15 protein-coding genes are annotated in these 16,716 nt (G+C 71.2%); 8 read left to right on the forward strand and 7 right to left on the reverse strand.

The genetic code is table 11. The annotated features are described in order from the left end of the window. Positions 1–6: 6 nt before the first annotated feature. Positions 7–1,107, reverse strand: a complete 1,101-nt coding sequence (locus ACQPYA_RS21770; protein WP_433528939.1) for a hypothetical protein — start codon at positions 1,105–1,107, stop codon at positions 7–9. 112 nt (positions 1,108–1,219) lie between these two features. On the opposite strand from ACQPYA_RS21770, the gene ACQPYA_RS21775 reads away from it, so the two are divergent. From ACQPYA_RS21775 to ACQPYA_RS21790, 4 genes are read left to right on the forward strand one after another with little or no spacing between them, the layout of a single operon-like run. Continuing rightward, a complete protein-coding gene (locus tag ACQPYA_RS21775; RefSeq protein WP_433528940.1) occupies positions 1,220–2,332 on the forward strand; it encodes a polyamine ABC transporter substrate-binding protein in 1,113 nt (370 codons plus the stop codon). After that, entirely contained in the window at positions 2,333–3,259 is a 927-nt protein-coding gene (locus ACQPYA_RS21780) for an ABC transporter permease (protein ID WP_433528941.1), read from the forward strand. It abuts the gene before it with no gap. Beyond that, positions 3,252–4,022 (forward strand): ABC transporter permease, encoded by a 771-nt coding sequence (locus ACQPYA_RS21785; RefSeq protein ID WP_433528942.1) that lies wholly within the window; start codon positions 3,252–3,254, stop codon positions 4,020–4,022. The genes ACQPYA_RS21780 and ACQPYA_RS21785 overlap by 8 nt, the downstream gene beginning before the upstream one ends. After that, positions 4,019–5,080, forward strand: a complete 1,062-nt coding sequence (locus ACQPYA_RS21790; protein WP_433528943.1) for an ABC transporter ATP-binding protein — start codon at positions 4,019–4,021, stop codon at positions 5,078–5,080. The genes ACQPYA_RS21785 and ACQPYA_RS21790 overlap by 4 nt, the downstream gene beginning before the upstream one ends. A gap of 90 nt (positions 5,081–5,170) precedes the next feature. Here the strand turns inward: ACQPYA_RS21790 and ACQPYA_RS21795 are convergent, their stop codons facing one another. After that, positions 5,171–5,866: a TetR/AcrR family transcriptional regulator gene (locus tag ACQPYA_RS21795; RefSeq protein WP_433528944.1), complete on the reverse strand. Its 696-nt coding sequence runs from the start codon at positions 5,864–5,866 to the stop codon at positions 5,171–5,173. A gap of 72 nt (positions 5,867–5,938) precedes the next feature. Between ACQPYA_RS21795 and ACQPYA_RS21800 the strand changes: the two genes are divergently transcribed. The 3 genes from ACQPYA_RS21800 to ACQPYA_RS21810 are packed head-to-tail and all read left to right on the forward strand — an operon-like array spanning position 5,939 to position 10,138. Then, a complete protein-coding gene (locus ACQPYA_RS21800) occupies positions 5,939–7,237 on the forward strand; it encodes a glycosyltransferase (protein WP_433528945.1) in 1,299 nt (432 codons plus the stop codon). Then, entirely contained in the window at positions 7,234–8,679 is a 1,446-nt protein-coding gene (locus tag ACQPYA_RS21805) for an NAD(P)/FAD-dependent oxidoreductase (RefSeq protein WP_433528946.1), read from the forward strand. The genes ACQPYA_RS21800 and ACQPYA_RS21805 overlap by 4 nt, the downstream gene beginning before the upstream one ends. Before the next feature lie 52 nt (positions 8,680–8,731). Next, the gene (locus tag ACQPYA_RS21810) at positions 8,732–10,138 is read left to right on the forward strand and encodes an aminobutyraldehyde dehydrogenase (RefSeq protein WP_433528947.1); all 1,407 of its coding nucleotides are present in this window, start codon (positions 8,732–8,734) and stop codon (positions 10,136–10,138) included. 125 nt (positions 10,139–10,263) lie between these two features. Here the strand turns inward: ACQPYA_RS21810 and ACQPYA_RS21815 are convergent, their stop codons facing one another. From ACQPYA_RS21815 to ACQPYA_RS21835, 5 genes are read right to left on the reverse strand one after another with little or no spacing between them, the layout of a single operon-like run. After that, on the reverse strand, positions 10,264–11,226 hold the full coding sequence (locus ACQPYA_RS21815) for a carbohydrate ABC transporter permease (RefSeq protein ID WP_433528948.1): 963 nt from the start codon (positions 11,224–11,226) through the stop codon (positions 10,264–10,266). A gap of 13 nt (positions 11,227–11,239) precedes the next feature. Continuing rightward, positions 11,240–12,181, reverse strand: a complete 942-nt coding sequence (locus ACQPYA_RS21820; protein WP_433528949.1) for a carbohydrate ABC transporter permease — start codon at positions 12,179–12,181, stop codon at positions 11,240–11,242. A 38-nt stretch (positions 12,182–12,219) separates the two neighbouring features. Continuing rightward, positions 12,220–13,623 carry an N-acetylglucosamine/diacetylchitobiose ABC transporter substrate-binding protein gene (gene ngcE, locus ACQPYA_RS21825; RefSeq protein ID WP_433528950.1) on the reverse strand — a complete coding sequence of 468 codons (1,404 nt, stop codon included), beginning with the start codon at positions 13,621–13,623 and terminating at the stop codon, positions 12,220–12,222. Positions 13,624–13,649: 26 nt separating this feature from the next. After that, on the reverse strand, positions 13,650–14,399 hold the full coding sequence (locus tag ACQPYA_RS21830; RefSeq protein ID WP_433528951.1) for a sugar isomerase domain-containing protein: 750 nt from the start codon (positions 14,397–14,399) through the stop codon (positions 13,650–13,652). Next, a complete protein-coding gene (locus tag ACQPYA_RS21835; RefSeq protein ID WP_433528952.1) occupies positions 14,396–15,358 on the reverse strand; it encodes a MurR/RpiR family transcriptional regulator in 963 nt (320 codons plus the stop codon). Before ACQPYA_RS21835 ends, ACQPYA_RS21830 begins: the two co-directional genes overlap by 4 nt. Positions 15,359–15,549: 191 nt before the next feature. On the opposite strand from ACQPYA_RS21835, the gene ACQPYA_RS21840 reads away from it, so the two are divergent. Next, positions 15,550–16,548, forward strand: coding sequence for an N-acetylglucosamine kinase (locus ACQPYA_RS21840; protein ID WP_433528953.1), 999 nt, complete (start codon positions 15,550–15,552; stop codon positions 16,546–16,548). Positions 16,549–16,716: the final 168 nt, after the last annotated feature.

Consider the following 16,716-nt stretch of genomic DNA (forward strand, 5'->3'; position numbering starts at 1 on the left):
CTCGGGTCAGTCGCGGTACCAGGAACGCAGCACGCCCATCGGGGCGTACCGCCAGCGGGGCAGGAAGCGGGCGGCGTAGCAGAGTTCGCGGCACTCCTGCTCGACCTCGAACGGTCGCAGCAGCCGCTCGTCGAACAGATGCGCCAGGCCGCGCTCGGCCAGCGTGCGACGGTACGCCCCGAGCAGATCGTCGACGGCGTGCCGGCTCCAGTCGGAGATCTCCGCCCGGTGCCGGCCCTCGGTGCGCCGGTCGGCGATCTGCCCGACGTGCAGCAGGCTGGTACGCAACTGCGCCACGTCACGTGCGGCCGGCTCGGTCAGCGCCCCGCCACCGGGCAGCGCGAGGGTCGGGTTCCCGTCGAAGTCGGTCACCGCCAGCCCGCCCCGCCACCGCAGCACCTGCCCCACGTGCAGGTCGCCGTGCGGCCGGATGAGGTACGCCCGGCCCACCTCGCGGGAGCGCTCGATGTCGGCGGCGAGCCGGTGCGCCCGGGCGGCGAGCCAGCACGCGTCCTCGGCGTGCAGGTCCGCCAGGAGCTGGTGGGTCGCTTCGAGCACGGTCCGGCCGCCGGCCGCCCAGCCGGGGTCACGCATCTCGGTGACCGGCTCCGGGACGCTCTCCGTCGGGGTGGCCAGGGCGGCGTGCAGCTCCGCGGCCAGCACGCCGACCTCCGCGGCCAGGTCGGCCGGCGGCCCGCCGGCGAGCTGGTCGAGCAGGGCGGCGACGCACCAGTCCCACCCGTCGGCGGCGTCCGGCAGGAAGCCGGTGACCACGGCGGCCAGGCCGCCGCCCGGCCCGCCGTGGTAGACGGCCGCGTAGGGGGTCGGGGTGCGGGTGAAGCCGACGGCGGCCAGGTGCGCCAACAGATCCGGGGCCCGGTCGGGGGGACCGCCGGGCGCCGGCCGCATCCACTTCACCACCACCCGCTCGCCCACCACGACCGAGGTGTTCGTCTGGTCGGCGGTGATCAGGCGTTCACCGAGCGGCCCCGGAGCCAGCGGCACGAAGCGGCGCACCCGCAGACCCGCCACGGCTCCGTCGGCGGCGAGGGCCTCGACGAGTGCGGCGGAGACCCCGGGCGGAACCCGATCATCTGTTGAATCCAAGTTCAGTTTCCGACGTAAATTATTGGCTACAAGAGGCGGGATGAGTCTTGCGTACGTTGAGCCTCGTTGCAACACTCCGGTTCACTATCTCGACTCCCGACAGGAGTGCGGAGTGTTGGTGTTGACCCGTTCCCGGCGTACCGCCGGACCGCTGGCCCTCGCCGCGGGCCTTGTTCTCGCCCTTGCGGCATGTGGCGGTGGCGCCGACGGCGCCGGCGCCGCCACCCCGGACACCCTCGACCCGAACGCGGACCTGAGCGCCCAGAAGCTCACGGTCTCCAACTGGGACGGCTACATGCCGGAGGATCTTCCCGAGAAGTTCAAGGCGGCGCTCGGTCCGACGGTCACCGTCACCAAGCACGCCACCAACGAGGAGATCCTGGCGAAGTTGACGGCCGGCGCGGAGAGCGGCATCGACGTCGCGTTCGTCTCCGGCCAGTTCGCCCAGGCCCTCGCCGAGCAGGGCCTGGTCGAGCCGATCCACGCCGATCTCGTGCCCAACCTCAAGAACCTCTACCCCGAGGCCGGGCGACTGGCCTACGACAACGGCAACCGGTACTCGGTGCCGTACACCTGGGGCACGACCGGCCTCTGCTACCGCACGGACCTGACCGGCTACACCCCGGACAGCTGGGAGGATCTGCTCTCCCCGAAGCCGCAGCTGGTCAAGAAGGTGACCATGATGGCCACCGAGCGGTGGCTCATGCTGCCGGCGCAGAAGGCGCTCGGCTTCTCCGCGAACACCACCGACGCCGGCCAACTGGAGCAGGTCAAGCAGAAGCTGCTCGCCGCGAAGAAGACGCTGCTGGCCTACGACGACACCACCTTCGGTGACCGGCTCAAGTCCGGCGAGGCCGCGCTGGTGGAGGCGTGGGACGGCTGGTGCCCGACCGACGACCCGAAGATCAAGTTCGTGGTCCCCAAGGAGGGCAGCGACCTCTGGGTGGACACCATGGTGATCCTGAAGACGTCGAAGAACAAGGAGGCCGCGCACGCCTTCGTCAACTACATCCTCGACGCCGACAACCACCGCTGGGCGGCCGAGAACATCCTCTACAAGGTGCCGAACGCGCCGGCCATGGCCAAGCTCGACGCCACGCTGCTGGAGACCTACCCGTACCTGACGATGACCCCGGCCGACCTGCTGAAGCAGGAGGTGCCGGTCGACCTCGGCGAGGCGGCGCCGGCGTACACCCGGATCGCGACCGAGGTGTCGGCCGGGTAGATGGGCACGACTCGCACCCCCGCACGCGTCGCCCGCGCGGACGTCGGTCCACGCGGGCGACGCGCCGCGCGCCGGGAACGCCTCGTCGGCCGGCTGGCCACCCTGGGCCCCGGGCTGGGCTACCTGACCGTGTTCATGCTGGTGCCACTCGCGCTGGTGCTCAGCTACACCCTGTTCCACCGGGGCCGCTTCGGCGGCATCGTCCACGAGGTCTCGGCCGACAACTTCAGCCGGGTCGCCGACGGGCTCTACCTCGGCGTCATCTGGACCTCGGTGAAGCTCGCCGCGATCACCACGCTGCTGGCCCTGCTGCTCGGCTATCCGACGGCGTACCTCATCGCCCGGCTGCCCCGCGCCTGGCGCACCGCCGCGCTGGTCCTGGTGGTCCTGCCGTTCTGGACCAACTTCCTGATCCGCACGTACGCGTGGATCATCCTGCTCAACAGCGAGGGCGTGATCAACCGGACGCTGACCGGGATCGGGATCATCGACCGGCCACTGGAACTGCTCTACACCCAGGGCGCGATCGTCGGCGGGCTGCTCTACGCCTACCTGCCACTGATGGTGCTGCCGCTGTACGCGGCGATCGAGCGCCTCGACCCGCAACTGCGCGAGGCGTCGGCGAACCTGGGCGCCCGTCCGGCCCGCACCTTCTGGTCGGTCACCCTGCCGCTCACCCTGCCCGGCGTGCTGACCGGCTGCATCTTCGTCTTCGTGCCCAGCCTCGGCAACTTCGTCATCCCCGAGCTGCTCGGCGGCGGACGGACGGTGATGGTCGGCAACCTCATCCGGGACCAGTTCCTCAAGGCCCGCGACTGGCCGTTCGGCTCGACCCTCGCGCTCGTCGTCATCGCACTGCTCGTGCTGCTGCTGATGGCACAGGCGTGGGCGGCCCGCCGGCTGGCCGACGGGGGCGACCGTGCGTAGGTTCAACTGGCTGTACGTACCGGCGGGGCTGACGTACCTCTTCCTCTACCTGCCGATCGCGGTTCTCGTGGTGATGTCCTTCAACGCCGCCGACACCCCCTACCGGTGGGGCGGGTTCGACACCGCCTGGTACGGCCGGTTGCTCGCCAACCAGTCGGTCCGCGAGGGACTGGTCAACACGCTGGTCGTCGCCGCCGGCGCGACCGTGCTGTCGACCGTGCTCGGCACCCTGCTCGCCGTCGGCCTGGCCCGGCACGCCCGGTCGAAGCTGCTCGACGCGATCGCGGTGGCCCCCGCCGTGCTGCCCGACATCGTGCTCGCCATCGGCCTGCTCGCCTTCTACACCGCCGTGCAGTTCACCCTCGGCCTGCACTCGATCCTGCTGGCGCACGCGGTCTTCGGCACGGCCTTCGTCGCGGCCGTGGTACGCACCCGGCTGGCCCACATCGACGGCTCCCTGGAGGAGGCCTCCCGCGACCTCGGCGCCACGCCGGTGCAGACCTTCGTCCGGATCACGCTGCCGTCGCTCGCGCCGGGCATCGTGGCCGGCGCGCTGCTGGCCTTCTCGCTGTCGATGGACGAGTTCGTCATCGCCTTCTTCACCGCCGGCCCGGCCGACCCGACGCTGCCCATCGTGATCTATTCGATGGTGCGGTTCGGAGTGACACCCGAGATCAACGCCCTGGCCACGCTCCTGCTGGCGGTCAGCTTCACGTTCGTGATCATGGCCCAACGCCTGTCCCGACTGACGGAGTCCCTGTGAGCAGCCCACCCCGCACCGGCGAACCCCTGGTCAGCATCGAGTCGGTCAGCCGGCGCTTCGGCGAGGTCCGCGCGCTGGAACAGGTCAGCCTCGAAATCCGCCAGGGCGAGTTCTTCGCCCTGCTGGGCCCGAGCGGCTGCGGCAAGACGACCCTGCTGCGGATCCTCGCCGGCTTCGAACACCCGGACCGCGGATCGGTGACCCTCGACGGCACCGACCTGCTCGCCGTCCCGGCGCACCGGCGACCGGTCAACCTGATGTTCCAGTCCTACGCCCTCTTCCCGCACCTGAGCGTGGCCAAGAACATCGCGTACGGGCTGGAGCGCGAGCGGGTGCCGAAGCCGGAGATCCGGGAACGGGTGGACGAGGTCCTCGCCACCGTCGGGCTCACCGGGCTGGACCGTCGCCGCCCGCACCAGCTCTCCGGCGGTCAGCGCCAGCGCGTCGCGCTGGCCCGGGCGATCGTGAAACGCCCCCGGCTGCTGCTGCTCGACGAGCCGCTCTCCGCGCTGGACAAGAAGGTGCGCGCCGAGATGCAGCTGGAACTCAAGCGCTTGCAGCACGAGGTCGGCATCACCTTCGTGGTCGTCACCCACGACCAGGAGGAGGCGATGTCGCTGGCCGACCGGATCGCGGTGATGAGCGAGGGCCGGGTGCGCCAGATCGACGCGCCGGTGCCGCTCTACAAACGCCCCGCCGACCTCTTCGTGGCGGACTTCATCGGCGCCAACAACCTGATCGACGGCGTGCTCACCGTGGCCGGTCTGCGGGTGCCCGAGGTCGGTGTACTCCCCTGCCCCGGGTCCCCGGTCGCGGTCGGCGCCCCGGCGACCCTGGCGGTACGCCCCGAGCGGGTGCGGCTGGGCGTCGACGCCGGACTGGCCGGTGTGGTGCGCGACGTGACCTTCTTCGGCGGGACCACCCGGGTCGCGGTGACGGTTCCCGGGCTCGACCGGCCGCTGCTGGCCACGGTCGCCGGTGCCGCCTCGGTCGCCGTCGGCGACCAGGTCCGGGTGGACTGGTCAGCCGCCGACGGCGTGCTGCTCGACCGGACCTGACCGCCGGCCGCCGGGCTCCCGGGCGGCGTCACGAGCTGCGCGGGCGGCGGGGCTCCCGGGCGGCGCGGGCGGGACGGCGGTGGGGCGGTGTCAGGCCGGGGCGGGGCGGGCGCGTGGGGGCCGGGCCGGCTCGTCCGGCACGTCGAGCGCATTGCCGGTGACCAGCCGGGCGTACGACAGGGTCAGCTCGACCGCCTCGGCGGTGTGCAGCGTCGGGTGCCGGGCGACGATCCGGTAGCCGTACGCGTCCTCCAGCGCGACCAGGTTGCGGGCGATGGTCTGCGACTCGGCCGCGAGCCGGAACACCCCCCGGGCCGCGCCGAGTTCGAGGATCGTCTGGTACATGCCGACCTGGCGGTCGTAGAGAGTGGTCAGCAGCGCGGCATAGACCCGGTTGCGACCGGCCGCCCCGCCGAGTTCGCAGAGCAGGCGCACGTCGGCGTCCTCGGCGTCGGTGGGTAGTCCGGACCGGATGGTCACCACCAGTTTCCGCACCGGGTCGTCGATCCCGGCGACCCGCTTCACCCGCAGCTCGTAGAAGCGCTCCATGCCGGCGTGGTGCGCCTCCAGCAGCAGGTCCCGCAGGTCGGGGTAGTGGTACAGGACCGCGCCGGAGGTGAGCCCGGCCTGTTCGGCCACCTGGTTGAGCAGCACCGTGTCGGTTCCGTGCTCGATCATCGCGCGGCGGGCGGCCTCGATGAGATCCTGCCGCCGCTGGGCGCGGGACTTGCGGGTGGTCATGCGGCCCCGATCCGGGTACGACGTCAACACTTCGCCAAACACCATAGCGCCTGCTTATTGACTCCCGACCGGCGACCTTGTTGAATCTCGATTCAAGAAACGGCCCGGGGAGAGGCGATGTCGCTGACCGTCCTGTTCATGCCCGAGAGTGCGTACGGCCCGACCAACAACTGCATCGGCATCGGCGACGTGCTGCGCCGGCGCGGGCACCGGGTGGTCTTCGCGGCCGAGGCGTCCTGGCGGGGCAAGCTGACCGCGCTCGGCTTCGAGGAGGACCTGGTCGACCTCGCGCCCCCGCCGGAGAACGCCGAGGAGCAGGACGCCGGCCAGTTCTGGAAGGACTTCATCCGGGACACCGCGCCGGAGTTCCGCAAGCCGACGATCGAGCAGATCGAGACCTGGGTCAAGCCGGTCTGGGTCGAGCTGATCAACGGCGCCAAGTACTGCCAGCCCCGGCTGCTGGAGATCATCGACCGGGTCCGGCCCGACATCATCGTCGAGGACAACGTGGTCGCCTTCCCGGCGCTCAACACCGCCGGGGTGCCCTTCGTCCGGATCGTCTCCTGCAACCCGCTGGAGATCAGGGGTGACGAGATCGCGCCGGTCTTCTCCGGCTATCCCGCCGCCGACCGGTCCGGCTGGGCCGCGTTCCGCGCCGAGTACGACCGGGTGCACCGTCCGGTGTGGGAGGAGTTCGACGCCTGGGTCCGTGAGCAGGGCGCGCCGGGCCTGCCGGACCTCGACTTCATCCACTCCGGCGACCTCAACCTCTACGTCTATCCGGGCATCGGCGACTACACCGACGCCCGGCCGCTCGGGCCGAGCTGGCAGCGGCTCGAATCGTCGGTCCGGGAGACCGACGAGGCGTTCACCCTGCCGGAGCAGCTGGCCGGCCGGGACGGCGCGCTGATCTACTTCAGCCTCGGTTCGCTCGGCTCCGCCGACGTCGAGCTGATGCGGCGGGTCATCGACGCGCTGGGCCGGACGCCGCACCGGTACATCGTCTCCAAGGGCCCGCTGCACGCCGAGATCGAGCTGGCGGAGAACATGTGGGGCGCCGAGTTCCTGCCCCAGACGACGATCATCCCGCTGGTCGACCTGGTCATCACGCACGGCGGGAACAACACCACCACCGAGGCCCTCCACTTCGGAAAGCCGATGATCGTGCTGCCGCTCTTCTGGGACCAGTACGACAACGCGCAGCGGGTCGACGAACTCGGCTTCGGCGTGCGCCTCGACCCGTACCGCTTCAGCGACGAGCAGTTGCACGGGGCGATCGACCGCCTGCTGGGCGACGCGGAGCTGCGCGGTCGGCTCGGCGCGCACGGTGCGGCGATCCGCGCCGCCGACGGCCTGCGGCAGGCCGCCGACGCGATCGAGCAACTGGGCGACAGCGCCGCCGAGGCCCGTCGTTGACCAACTGGTACGCCCCGGCGGCCCGCGACGGCTCGGCCCACGCGCGGGCGAAGGCGCAACGGGCCATCGCCGACGCGACGCCGACCGCCTTCTGGACCGATCGTCCCGACGCCCCGCCGCGACGGCCGCGGCTGACCGGGGCGGGCAGCGCCGACCTCGTGGTGATCGGCGGCGGGTTCACCGGCCTGTGGGCGGCCATCCTGGCCAAGCAGGACGATCCCGCCGCCGACGTGGTGCTGCTGGAGGCCCGGCGGGTGGCCGCCGGCGCATCCGGCCGCAACGGCGGTTTCGTCTCCGACTCGCTCACCCACGGTCTGGCCCAGGGCAGGTCCCGGTGGCCGGCCGAGATGCCGACCCTGGTCCGCCTCGGCCGGGAGAACCTCGCCGCGATCGCCGACACCGTGCGCGACCACGCCATCGACGCCGACCTGCGGCTCTGCGGCAAGACGACCGTCGCGGTCGCCCCGCACCAGGTCGCCGAGCTCGCCGCGCTCGCCGAGTTGCACCGCCGCCACGGCGACGACGTCACGCTGCTCGACGCCGACCAGGTCCGCGCGGACGTGGCGTCGCCGATCTACCTCGGTGGCGTACGGCTGCGCGGCACCGGCGGTCTGGTCGACCCCGCCCGGCTCACCTGGGGGCTGGCCCGCCTCGCCGAGGCGTTCGGGGTACGCATCCACGAGGACACCCGGGTCACCGGTTTCGACCGGTCCCGATCCGGGGTGGTGGTCCGCACCACCGACGGCCGGATCAGCTGCCGGCGGGCCGTCATCGGGACCAACGCCTATCCCCCGCCGCTGCGGCGGCTGCGGCACTGGATCCTGCCGGTGCACGACTACGTGCTGGTCACCGAGCCGCTCACCGACGCGCAGCGGGCGCAGCTGCGGTGGCCGGAGGCCCAGGGCCTCACCGACGCCGGCAACCAGTTCCACTACTACCGCCTCACCGAGGACAACCGGATCCTGTTCGGCGGCTACGACGCCATCTACCGGTTCGGCAACCGGCTGGACCCGGCACCCGAGCAGCGCGACGCCACCCACCTGCTGCTGGCCCGGCACTTCGCCCAGACCTTCCCGCAGTTGGACGGGGTACGGTTCACCCACCGCTGGGGTGGCGTGATCGACTCCACCACCCGGTTCACCCCCATGTTCGGCACCACCCGCGACCGCCGGATCGCCTACGCCGTGGGTTACACCGGGCTCGGCGTGGCCGCCGCCCGGTTCGGCGCCCAGGTGGCGCTCGACCTGCTCGCCGGCCGGGACACCGAGCGGACCCGGTTGCAGATGGTGCGGCGGCGGCCGGTCCCGTTCCCGCCGGAGCCGCTGCGGTACCCGGCGGTGGAGCTGACCCGCCGCGCGCTCGGCGCGGCCGACGCGCGCGACGGACGCCGAGGCGCGTGGCTGCGGCTTCTTGATCGATTCGGTGTCGGATTCAACAGTTGACGGTCGCGTGGGCGTCTGGTCCGTCCCGCGCGGCCCCCGAGAGGAGCGAGACGTGGCGCTACTGACCAATCCCGCGACCGGGGCCGCCATCGGCGAGGTCGCGGACACCGCCCCCGGCGCGGTCGCCGACCGGGTGGCAGGGGCACGCAGTGCCTTCGAGCAGTGGCGGGAGGCCACCCCGGCCGACCGGTCGCGGGTCCTGCTCCGCCTCGCCGACCTCGTCGAACGCGACGCCGAGGAGCTGACCCGGCTGGAGGTCGAGGAGACCGGCAAGCCGGCCCCGGTGATGCGCGACGGCGAGTTGCCGTTCGGTGTGGACAATCTGCGCTTCTTCGCCGGCGCGGCGCGATCCCTGGACGGCACCGGCGCGGGCACGCTCTCGGCCGGCTACACCTCGCTGCTGGTCCGCCGGCCGGTCGGTGTGGTCGGCGCCATCGCGCCGTGGAACTTCCCGCTCATCATGGCCATCTGGAAGATCGGCCCAGCCGTGGCGGCCGGTAACGCGGTGGTCATCAAGCCCGCGCCGCAGACCCCCAGGACCACCCTCGCGCTGGCCCGGCTGGTCGAGGAGGCCGGCGCGCCGGACGGCCTGGTGCAGGTGGTCACCGGCGGCGCCGAGGTGGGTGCCGCTTTGGTCGGCGATCCGGACGTGGACATGGTCAGCGTCACCGGCTCGACCCGCACCGGCCGGGAGGTGATGCGCGGCGCGGTGCCCGGGCTCAAGCGGGTGCACCTGGAACTCGGCGGAAAGGCCCCGGCGATCGTCTTCGACGACGCCGACCTGGCCGAGATGGCCGCCGGCGTGGCGCTGGGCGCGACCTACAACACCGGCCAGGACTGCACCGCCGCCACCCGGGTCTACGTCCAGCGACCGGCCTACGCCGACGCGGTCGGCGCGCTGGAGGCCGCGCTGGCGAAGATCCGCACCGGCGATCCGTGGGCGACGGGAACCGACATCGGTCCGCTCATCTCGGCCGGCCACCGGGACCGGGTGGCCGGCTTCGTCGCCCGCGCGGCCGCCGACGGGGCCACCGTCGCGCTCGGCGGCGCGGCCACCGACGGACCCGGGTTCTTCTTCCCACCCACGCTCGTCCTCGACGCGGACCAGCGCAGCGAGATCGTGCAGGGCGAGGTCTTCGGGCCGGCCGTGGTGGTGCTCCCGTTCGACGCCGAGGACGACGGGGTACGCCTGGCCAACGACTGCCAGTACGGCCTCGCCTCGTCGGTCTGGACCCGCGACGTGGCCCGTGCCCTGCGGGTCAGCCACCGGCTCGACGTCGGGGTCACCTGGATCAACGACCACCTGCCGATCGCCTCGGAGGCGCCGCACGGCGGGGTCAAGGGCTCCGGCTTCGGCAAGGACATGAGCCAGGAGGCGGTGGGCGAGTACTCCGTCACCCGACACATCATGATCAAACACACCGCCCCCGCAACCCGCGACTCCTTCCGCCCCGCCTAACACCCCCACCCCGGCCACCCCGGCCCACCCCAGCCCTCGCTGATCATGCAGTTGTGGTGCCTGACAAATGCGCCGCGTCGCGGCAATTCGCCCACCACAACTGCATGATCGGCAGGGATCGGCTGTTACTTGCCGACACCGGCGGTGAGGCCGGACTGGACCTGGCGCTGGAAGACGATGTAGACGACCAGCACCGGGAGCATCGCCATGGTGACCCCGGCGAAGAGGCCGGACCAGTCGGAGCGGTAGCCCTGGTTGACCGAGAGTTCGATCAGGCCCTGGGAGATGACCTGGTTCTTGGGCTCGCCGGCCACCGACTGCATGAGCAGGGTCGGCAGGTACCACTGGTTCCACTGGCCGAGGACGTTGAAGATGCCGATGCTGATCAGGCCGGGCTTGGCCATCGGCAGCATGACGCTGAAGAACAGCCGGCTGTGCGACGCCCCGTCGACCATGGCCGCCTCGGCGATGGCGGTGGGCAGGGTCCGGAAGAACGAGTGCATGAAGAAGACGGTGAACGCCAGCGACCAGGCCACGTAGACCAGGATCAGCATGAGGTGCTTGTTCGGGCCGAGGAAGGGCAGCACCACGCCCATGTTGTAGACGCCCTTGAAGAGCGGCACCGCGGCCAGGTAGATCGGCAGGGTCAGCCCGGACAGGAACGTGTAGTAGATCAGCCGGTTGCCGGGGAACTCGTAGCGGGCGAGCACGTACGCGGCCATCGAGCCGAGCAGCATGGTGAGGAAGACGCTGCCGGTCAACACCAGCACGGTGTTGAGGAAGAACGAACCGATGTGCCCCTCGGTCCAGGCGCGGACGAAGTTGTCCCACTGTAGCCGCTCGGGGATGAGCGACAGCGGCTTGCGGATGACCTCGGCGTCGGTCTTGAGCGCCGACATCACCACCCAGAGCAGCGGGTAGACCACCATGATCGTCCACACCGCGAGGAACAGGTGGGAGAAGCCGTTGAAGAACCGCGCCCCGGCACGACCGCCGCCCACGGCCGCGCCCGGTGCCGGCGTACGCCCCGGCGGTGGGCCCTGGTCGGGCCCGGCCAGTCCACCCGGGCTGTGGGTCACCGTGCTCATCGTCCAGCTCTCCTCAGTACTCGATCCGCTCACGACGGGTGATCCTCAGCTGGAGAGCGGCCAGCAGGATCGTGAAGATCGCCAGGGCCACCGCGATCGCGCAGGCGTAGCCGAACTGGCCTTTCTGGAATGCGTTGAAGTGGATCACCGAGGCGAAGATCTCGCTGGCGTGGTTCGGGCCGCCCTGGCTCGGGGTCATGATGTAGACCAGCGCGAACATGTCCAGCGCGATGAAACCGAGGTAGACCCAGGCCACCGAGACGGTGTCCCGCAGCAGCGGCAGGGTGATCCGGAAGAAGGTGTGGAAGCGGCTGGCGCCGTCGAGGATGGCCGCCTCGAAGATGTCCTTCGGGATGGACTGCATGGCCGCGGAGAAGAGCACCATGTAGAAACCCGCGCCGCTCCAGACCGCGATCAGCAGCAGCCACCAGAGCACCGCCGGCACGCCGAGGAAGGGCTCCGGGTCGTACATGAAGGTGATCGGGTCGTCCGGGCTGACCAGCCCGATCTTCATCAGCACGCCGTTGATCAGACCCTGGCTGTCGGCACGGTAGATCTGCTGCCACATCACCGCGATGACGACCAGGGAGAGCACCTGCGGGAAGAAGAAGATCACCTTGTACAGGCCGGAGCCGAAGACGCCCCGGATGCCGGCCCTGTCCTCGCGTCCGCCCACGTTGAGCAGGAACGCGAGGAACAGGGCCAACGCGATGGTGAACAGCGGCACGGTGACCAGGAAGAAGACGTTGTGCCAGAACGCCTTCCTGATCAGCTCGTCGGAGAAGAGCCGGATGTAGTTGTCCAGCCCGACGAACTGCTGCCGGTCGGAGTAACCTCCCCAGTCGGTCAGCGAGTACCCGGCCGCCTGTAGGAAGGGCCACACCACGTAGAAGAGGTAGAGCCCGAGCGGCAGTGCCAGGAAACCCGTGACGAAACGCGCAACACCGTGCCGCATTTCTCTCACTTCCTCGTTCGGTCAGATCAGGGCGGCGGTCACGCGTTGCGGGTCTGCTTGGTGATCGACGAGTCCTTGGCGACCTTGTCGGCGGCGGCCTGCATCTTGTCGACGAACTGCGCGGCGGTGAGCCGGCCGGCCATCAGCTCCTGGGAGAGGTTCTGGCTCTCCTTGTCCAGGTCGGCGTAGAAGTCCCAGAGCTTGACCGAGATCAGGTCCTGGCCGGCGTTCTTCATCACCTCGTTGGCCGTCGCCAGCGCCGCGTCCTGCACGTTGTCGCCGGAGCCCTTGGTCGACGCCAGGGACTTGGTCAGCTCGGCGAACTTCGCCGAACCGGCCTTGGAGAGCACCGCCCGCAGGAACTCCTTCGCCGCCGCCTTGTTCGGGGCCTTGCTCGGCACCACGAAGCCCTCGCCCGCACCGGCGAAGACGTCGTTCGGCGCCTTGTCGCTGGCGCCGAGGCCCCAGTAGTCGGAGAGCTTCATCTCGAAGCCGGGCGGGATGGTCGCCGCCATCTCGTTCTTGAGCCAGGTGCCGACCTGGATGAACGCCGCCTTGCCGTCGAGCCACGCCTGCTGCGACTGGGTGTGGTCGAGCTTGCCGGGCAGCACCAGCTTGTCCTTGACGACCTTCTCCCACGCCTCCAGCGCGGGCAGCACGCCCTCGGCGCGCCAGGCGTTCTCCTTCAGGTTGTCGATGTCGACGACCGCCTGCTTGCCGGCCGACTTCCAGATGGTGGACATCAGCGCCCAGCGCGGGTAGTAGCCGTGCACGGCGTCGTAGACGTACGGGGCGATGCCCTTGGCCTTGATCTTCGGGGCGAGGGCGAAGAAGTCGTCGAAGGTCTTCGGCGGCGTCCAGCCCTCCCGGTCGAACAGGGCGCCGTTGTACCAGTTGCCCCAGACCGTGAAGGCGACGTAGACCACGTAGAACTTGCCCTGGAAGGTGCCGTCGGAGACGGTGCCGGGCAGCAGGGAGTCGGCGACGGTGCCCTCGCTGTCCCAGGCGGGCGCGGCCAGCAGGTCGTCCAGCGGATCGATGGCGCCCTCGTTGATCAGCGTGCTGAGGTCCATCAGGTCGGCGCCCGAGTTCATGATGAGGTCGCTGGGCGTCGTCGCCATCTTGGGCTGTTCTTCGGTCTTGATCTTCTGGGTGGAGCTCATGTTGACCGTGATGTCCGGGTGCTTGGCGGTGAAGATCGCCTGGTCTTCCTTTGCCCAGGCGTCACCCAGACCACCGTTGAAGATGACCACCTTCACGGCGCTGTCCTTCTGCACGCCGAAGGGGTTGTCGTTGCTCTTCTCCCCGGCGTTGTCGTTGTTCTGACTCGGCGTGCTGCCGGCACAGGCGCTGAGCAGGCCCACGGCCGGGGTCACCAGGAGGCCCGCGGCCGCCGCGCGGCGCAGCAGGGTCCGACGATTGAGATCGGGGTTAAGCGACATCGTGTGACTCTCCTTGTGGTGTCGGGTCAGGCGGTGCGCCGGAGACGTCCGGCGTACCGCGACTCGAGGGCGAGGTTGTGCTCGTCCCCACCGGGGACGTTGGCGGAGAGGTAGATAGGGGGTGCCTCTCCGGCCTGGTGGAACCGTCGTACGACCTCCGCGGTCAGCAGCTGCGCCAGCAGCGCCGAGGTGACCGAGGAGACCGCACAGACCGCGCCGCCGCCCTCGAGCGGCAGCAGTGCGTCGCCGTACGGCGCGCCGTTGTCCAGCACGACGTCGGCGAGATCGGCGAGCCGCAGGCCGGACGGGTGCCGCGGGGCGACCCGTGCGGTGTGCTCCACCGAGGTGACCGCGATCAACGGGTGACCGCGTCCGGTGGCCAGCAGGGCCAGTTCGACCACCGAGCCGTTGATGCCGGACTGGGACGCCACCACGAACACGTCCCTCGGCTGCGGTGCGGCAAGCGCGTAGAGCTGGTGCGCGATGGCCGGGTCCCGCTCCAGCTTCGGGTCGGCGAGCACGTCGCGCGGGGTGTTGCCGTGCAGCACCAGGTCGTGGATGGCGAGCCGGTTGGTGGGGACCAGCCCGCCGGCCCGGGCGACCAGCTCGGCGGCGAACGCCTCGGAGTGCCCGGCGCCGAACGCCTGGAGCACTCCGCCGTCGCGCAGGCTGGCGGCGATCAGGTCGGCGGCCCGGCCGAGCGGCTCGGCCTCCCCGTCGACGAGCCGGTCGAGGACCGGACGGACGGCGTTCGCGTACCCCTGGGCGCTGATCATGCGGTGGCCCCCCTCGCGGCCTTGTGCCCGTCGACGGCCTGGGCGGTACGCCGGAAGGCCGCGTGGGCACGGTCGTGGGTGCGCTGGGCGACCGCGATGTAGAGCAGGTCGAGCACGACCAGTTGCGGGTGCCGGGCCGACAGCGCGTCCGGCCGGAAGGTGGTCGCGTGGCTGGCGGTGAGCAGGACGATGTCGGCCAGTTCGGCCAATGGCGAGCGGCGGAAGCCGGTCAGCGCGATGGTGGTCGCGCCCCGGCTGCCCCCCTCGGCGAGCATCTCGATGGCCTCCCGGGTCTGGCCGCTGTGCGAGATGCCCAGCGCGACGTCGCCCGGACGCAGCAGCGCGGCGGCGGCGAGACCGGAGTGCACGTCGTTCCACGCCCACGCGGCCACCCCGATGCGGTGCAGGCTGAACTGCATCTCCTCGCCGACCAGCGCGCTGCCGCTGGCGCCGAAGATGTTCACCCGGCTGGATCCGGCGATGGCGACCGCGGCCCGTTCGACCTCGCCGAGGTCGAGCAGCGCGGCGGTGTCGTGCATGGCCCGGGTGTCGGCCGCCATGATCTGCTCCAGCACCCGTTCCAGCGGGTCGCCGGGCTGGATCTCGCGTCCGATGTCGACGGTCCAGCCGGCCGACCGGGCCCGGCCGGTCTCGGCGGCGATGCCGAGCCGCAGGTCGGCGTAGCCGTCGAAGCCCATCGCCCGGCAGAACCGGGTTACCGTGGCCGGTGAGGTGCCGCTGCGTTCGGCCAGCTCGACGATGGTGGCCCGGGCCGCCGCCTCCGGGTCGCTGAGCACGTGCTCGGCGACCCGGCGCAGGGCGCCGGTCAGTTCGTCGGCGCCGGTACGTACCCGGGCCAGTATCCCGTCGGAGGCGACGCCGAGGGCGCCCCGCCGGTCAACCCCATCGGCGTCGGCCACCGCGGTGCCCGCGGGGGTGTCCGCCTCGTGATCAACCATGGGACGCCTTTCCGAAAAGACTGTTAACTGTTAGTGGTAAAAGTTCTTACTGAAGCCACCTCCGTGTCAAGACTGTGGGCGAAGTTTTCAAACTGTTACCTGGCGCACACCGCCCGGCCGGGGTCGCTCCTTGCCCCCGACCCCCGTCGCGACCAGCATGAACGCAAGATCAATCAAGGAGGTGGGCGGCCATGTCCGGCACCGTCGTGATCGGCCTCGATGTCGGCGGTACGTCCACCCGCGCGCTCGCGGTGACGCTCGACGGCGTACGGCTCGGCACCGGCCGAGCCGGCGGCGGCAACCCCACCAGTCACGGGGCCACACGGGCGGCCGGGGAACTCCTGACCGCCCTGCGGCAGGCGCTCGCCGACGTCGACCCGCACCGGGTGCGGGCCGGTGCGATCGGGCTGGCCGGGGCGGGCCGGCTGCTCGCCGACCCGGCGGGCCGGGCCGCCTTCGACGACGCCTGGCGGGCCGCCGGCCTGCGCTGCCGGTACGCGGTGCACGGCGACGCCCTGGTCGCGTACGCCTCGGGCACCGCCAGCCCGACCGGCACGGTCCTGGTCGCCGGCACCGGGGCGATCGCCGCGTCAGTACGCGACCTGCGGCTGGACCGGATCGGCGACGGCCACGGCTGGCTGCTCGGCGATCTCGGCTCCGGTTTCTGGCTCGGCCACCAGGCGGTCCGCCGGCTGCTCGCCACTCTGGACGCCGGCCACGACCCGGGCGGGCTCGGCCGGCGGATCCTCACCGCGCTGGCCGGCACCGACGAGGTGGCGGAGCGCCCCCGGGACACCGTCAGCGCCGTCGTCCAGGCCGTCACCCGCCACCCGCCGGTGGAGTTGGCCCGGCTCGCCCCGCTCGTGGTCGACGCCGCGGTCGCGGGCGACCCGGCCGGCGTCGCGCTGCTCGACGCGGCCGGCACGCACCTGATCGCCACGGTCGGCCGGATCCGCCCGCCCGGGGCGGCCACCCCGCTGGTCCTCGGCGGCGGGCTGCTCACCGGCGACACGCCCCTGGCCACCGTGGTTCGCGCGGAGGCGAGGCGGCGCTGGCCGGGCGCGCCGCTGCGGGCGGCCGGCGACGGTGCCGCCGCCGCGGCCTGGCTCGCCGCCCGGGACCTGCCCGAGGTGACCGACCCGGCCACCCTGCACCCCCTCCTGATCCCCCCAATTAGTGATCGAAAGTGATCTTTTTCTTCTGTCGAAGGGGACGGATTATGAGCACATCTCCGCATTGTCTCTGGTAAATGTTTTCGCGTCGACGGGCGGCCGTGGACCAATCCGAGGTCCTGGTCGATTCACGACTGGGTGGTTCCTTCGCCCGTCGATGCCAGAGGTGAGCGCCGTTATCAGCCC

The organism is Micromonospora sp. CA-263727, assembly GCF_050942455.1.
In the GTDB taxonomy this organism is placed as follows: Bacteria; Actinomycetota; Actinomycetes; order Mycobacteriales; family Micromonosporaceae; genus Micromonospora.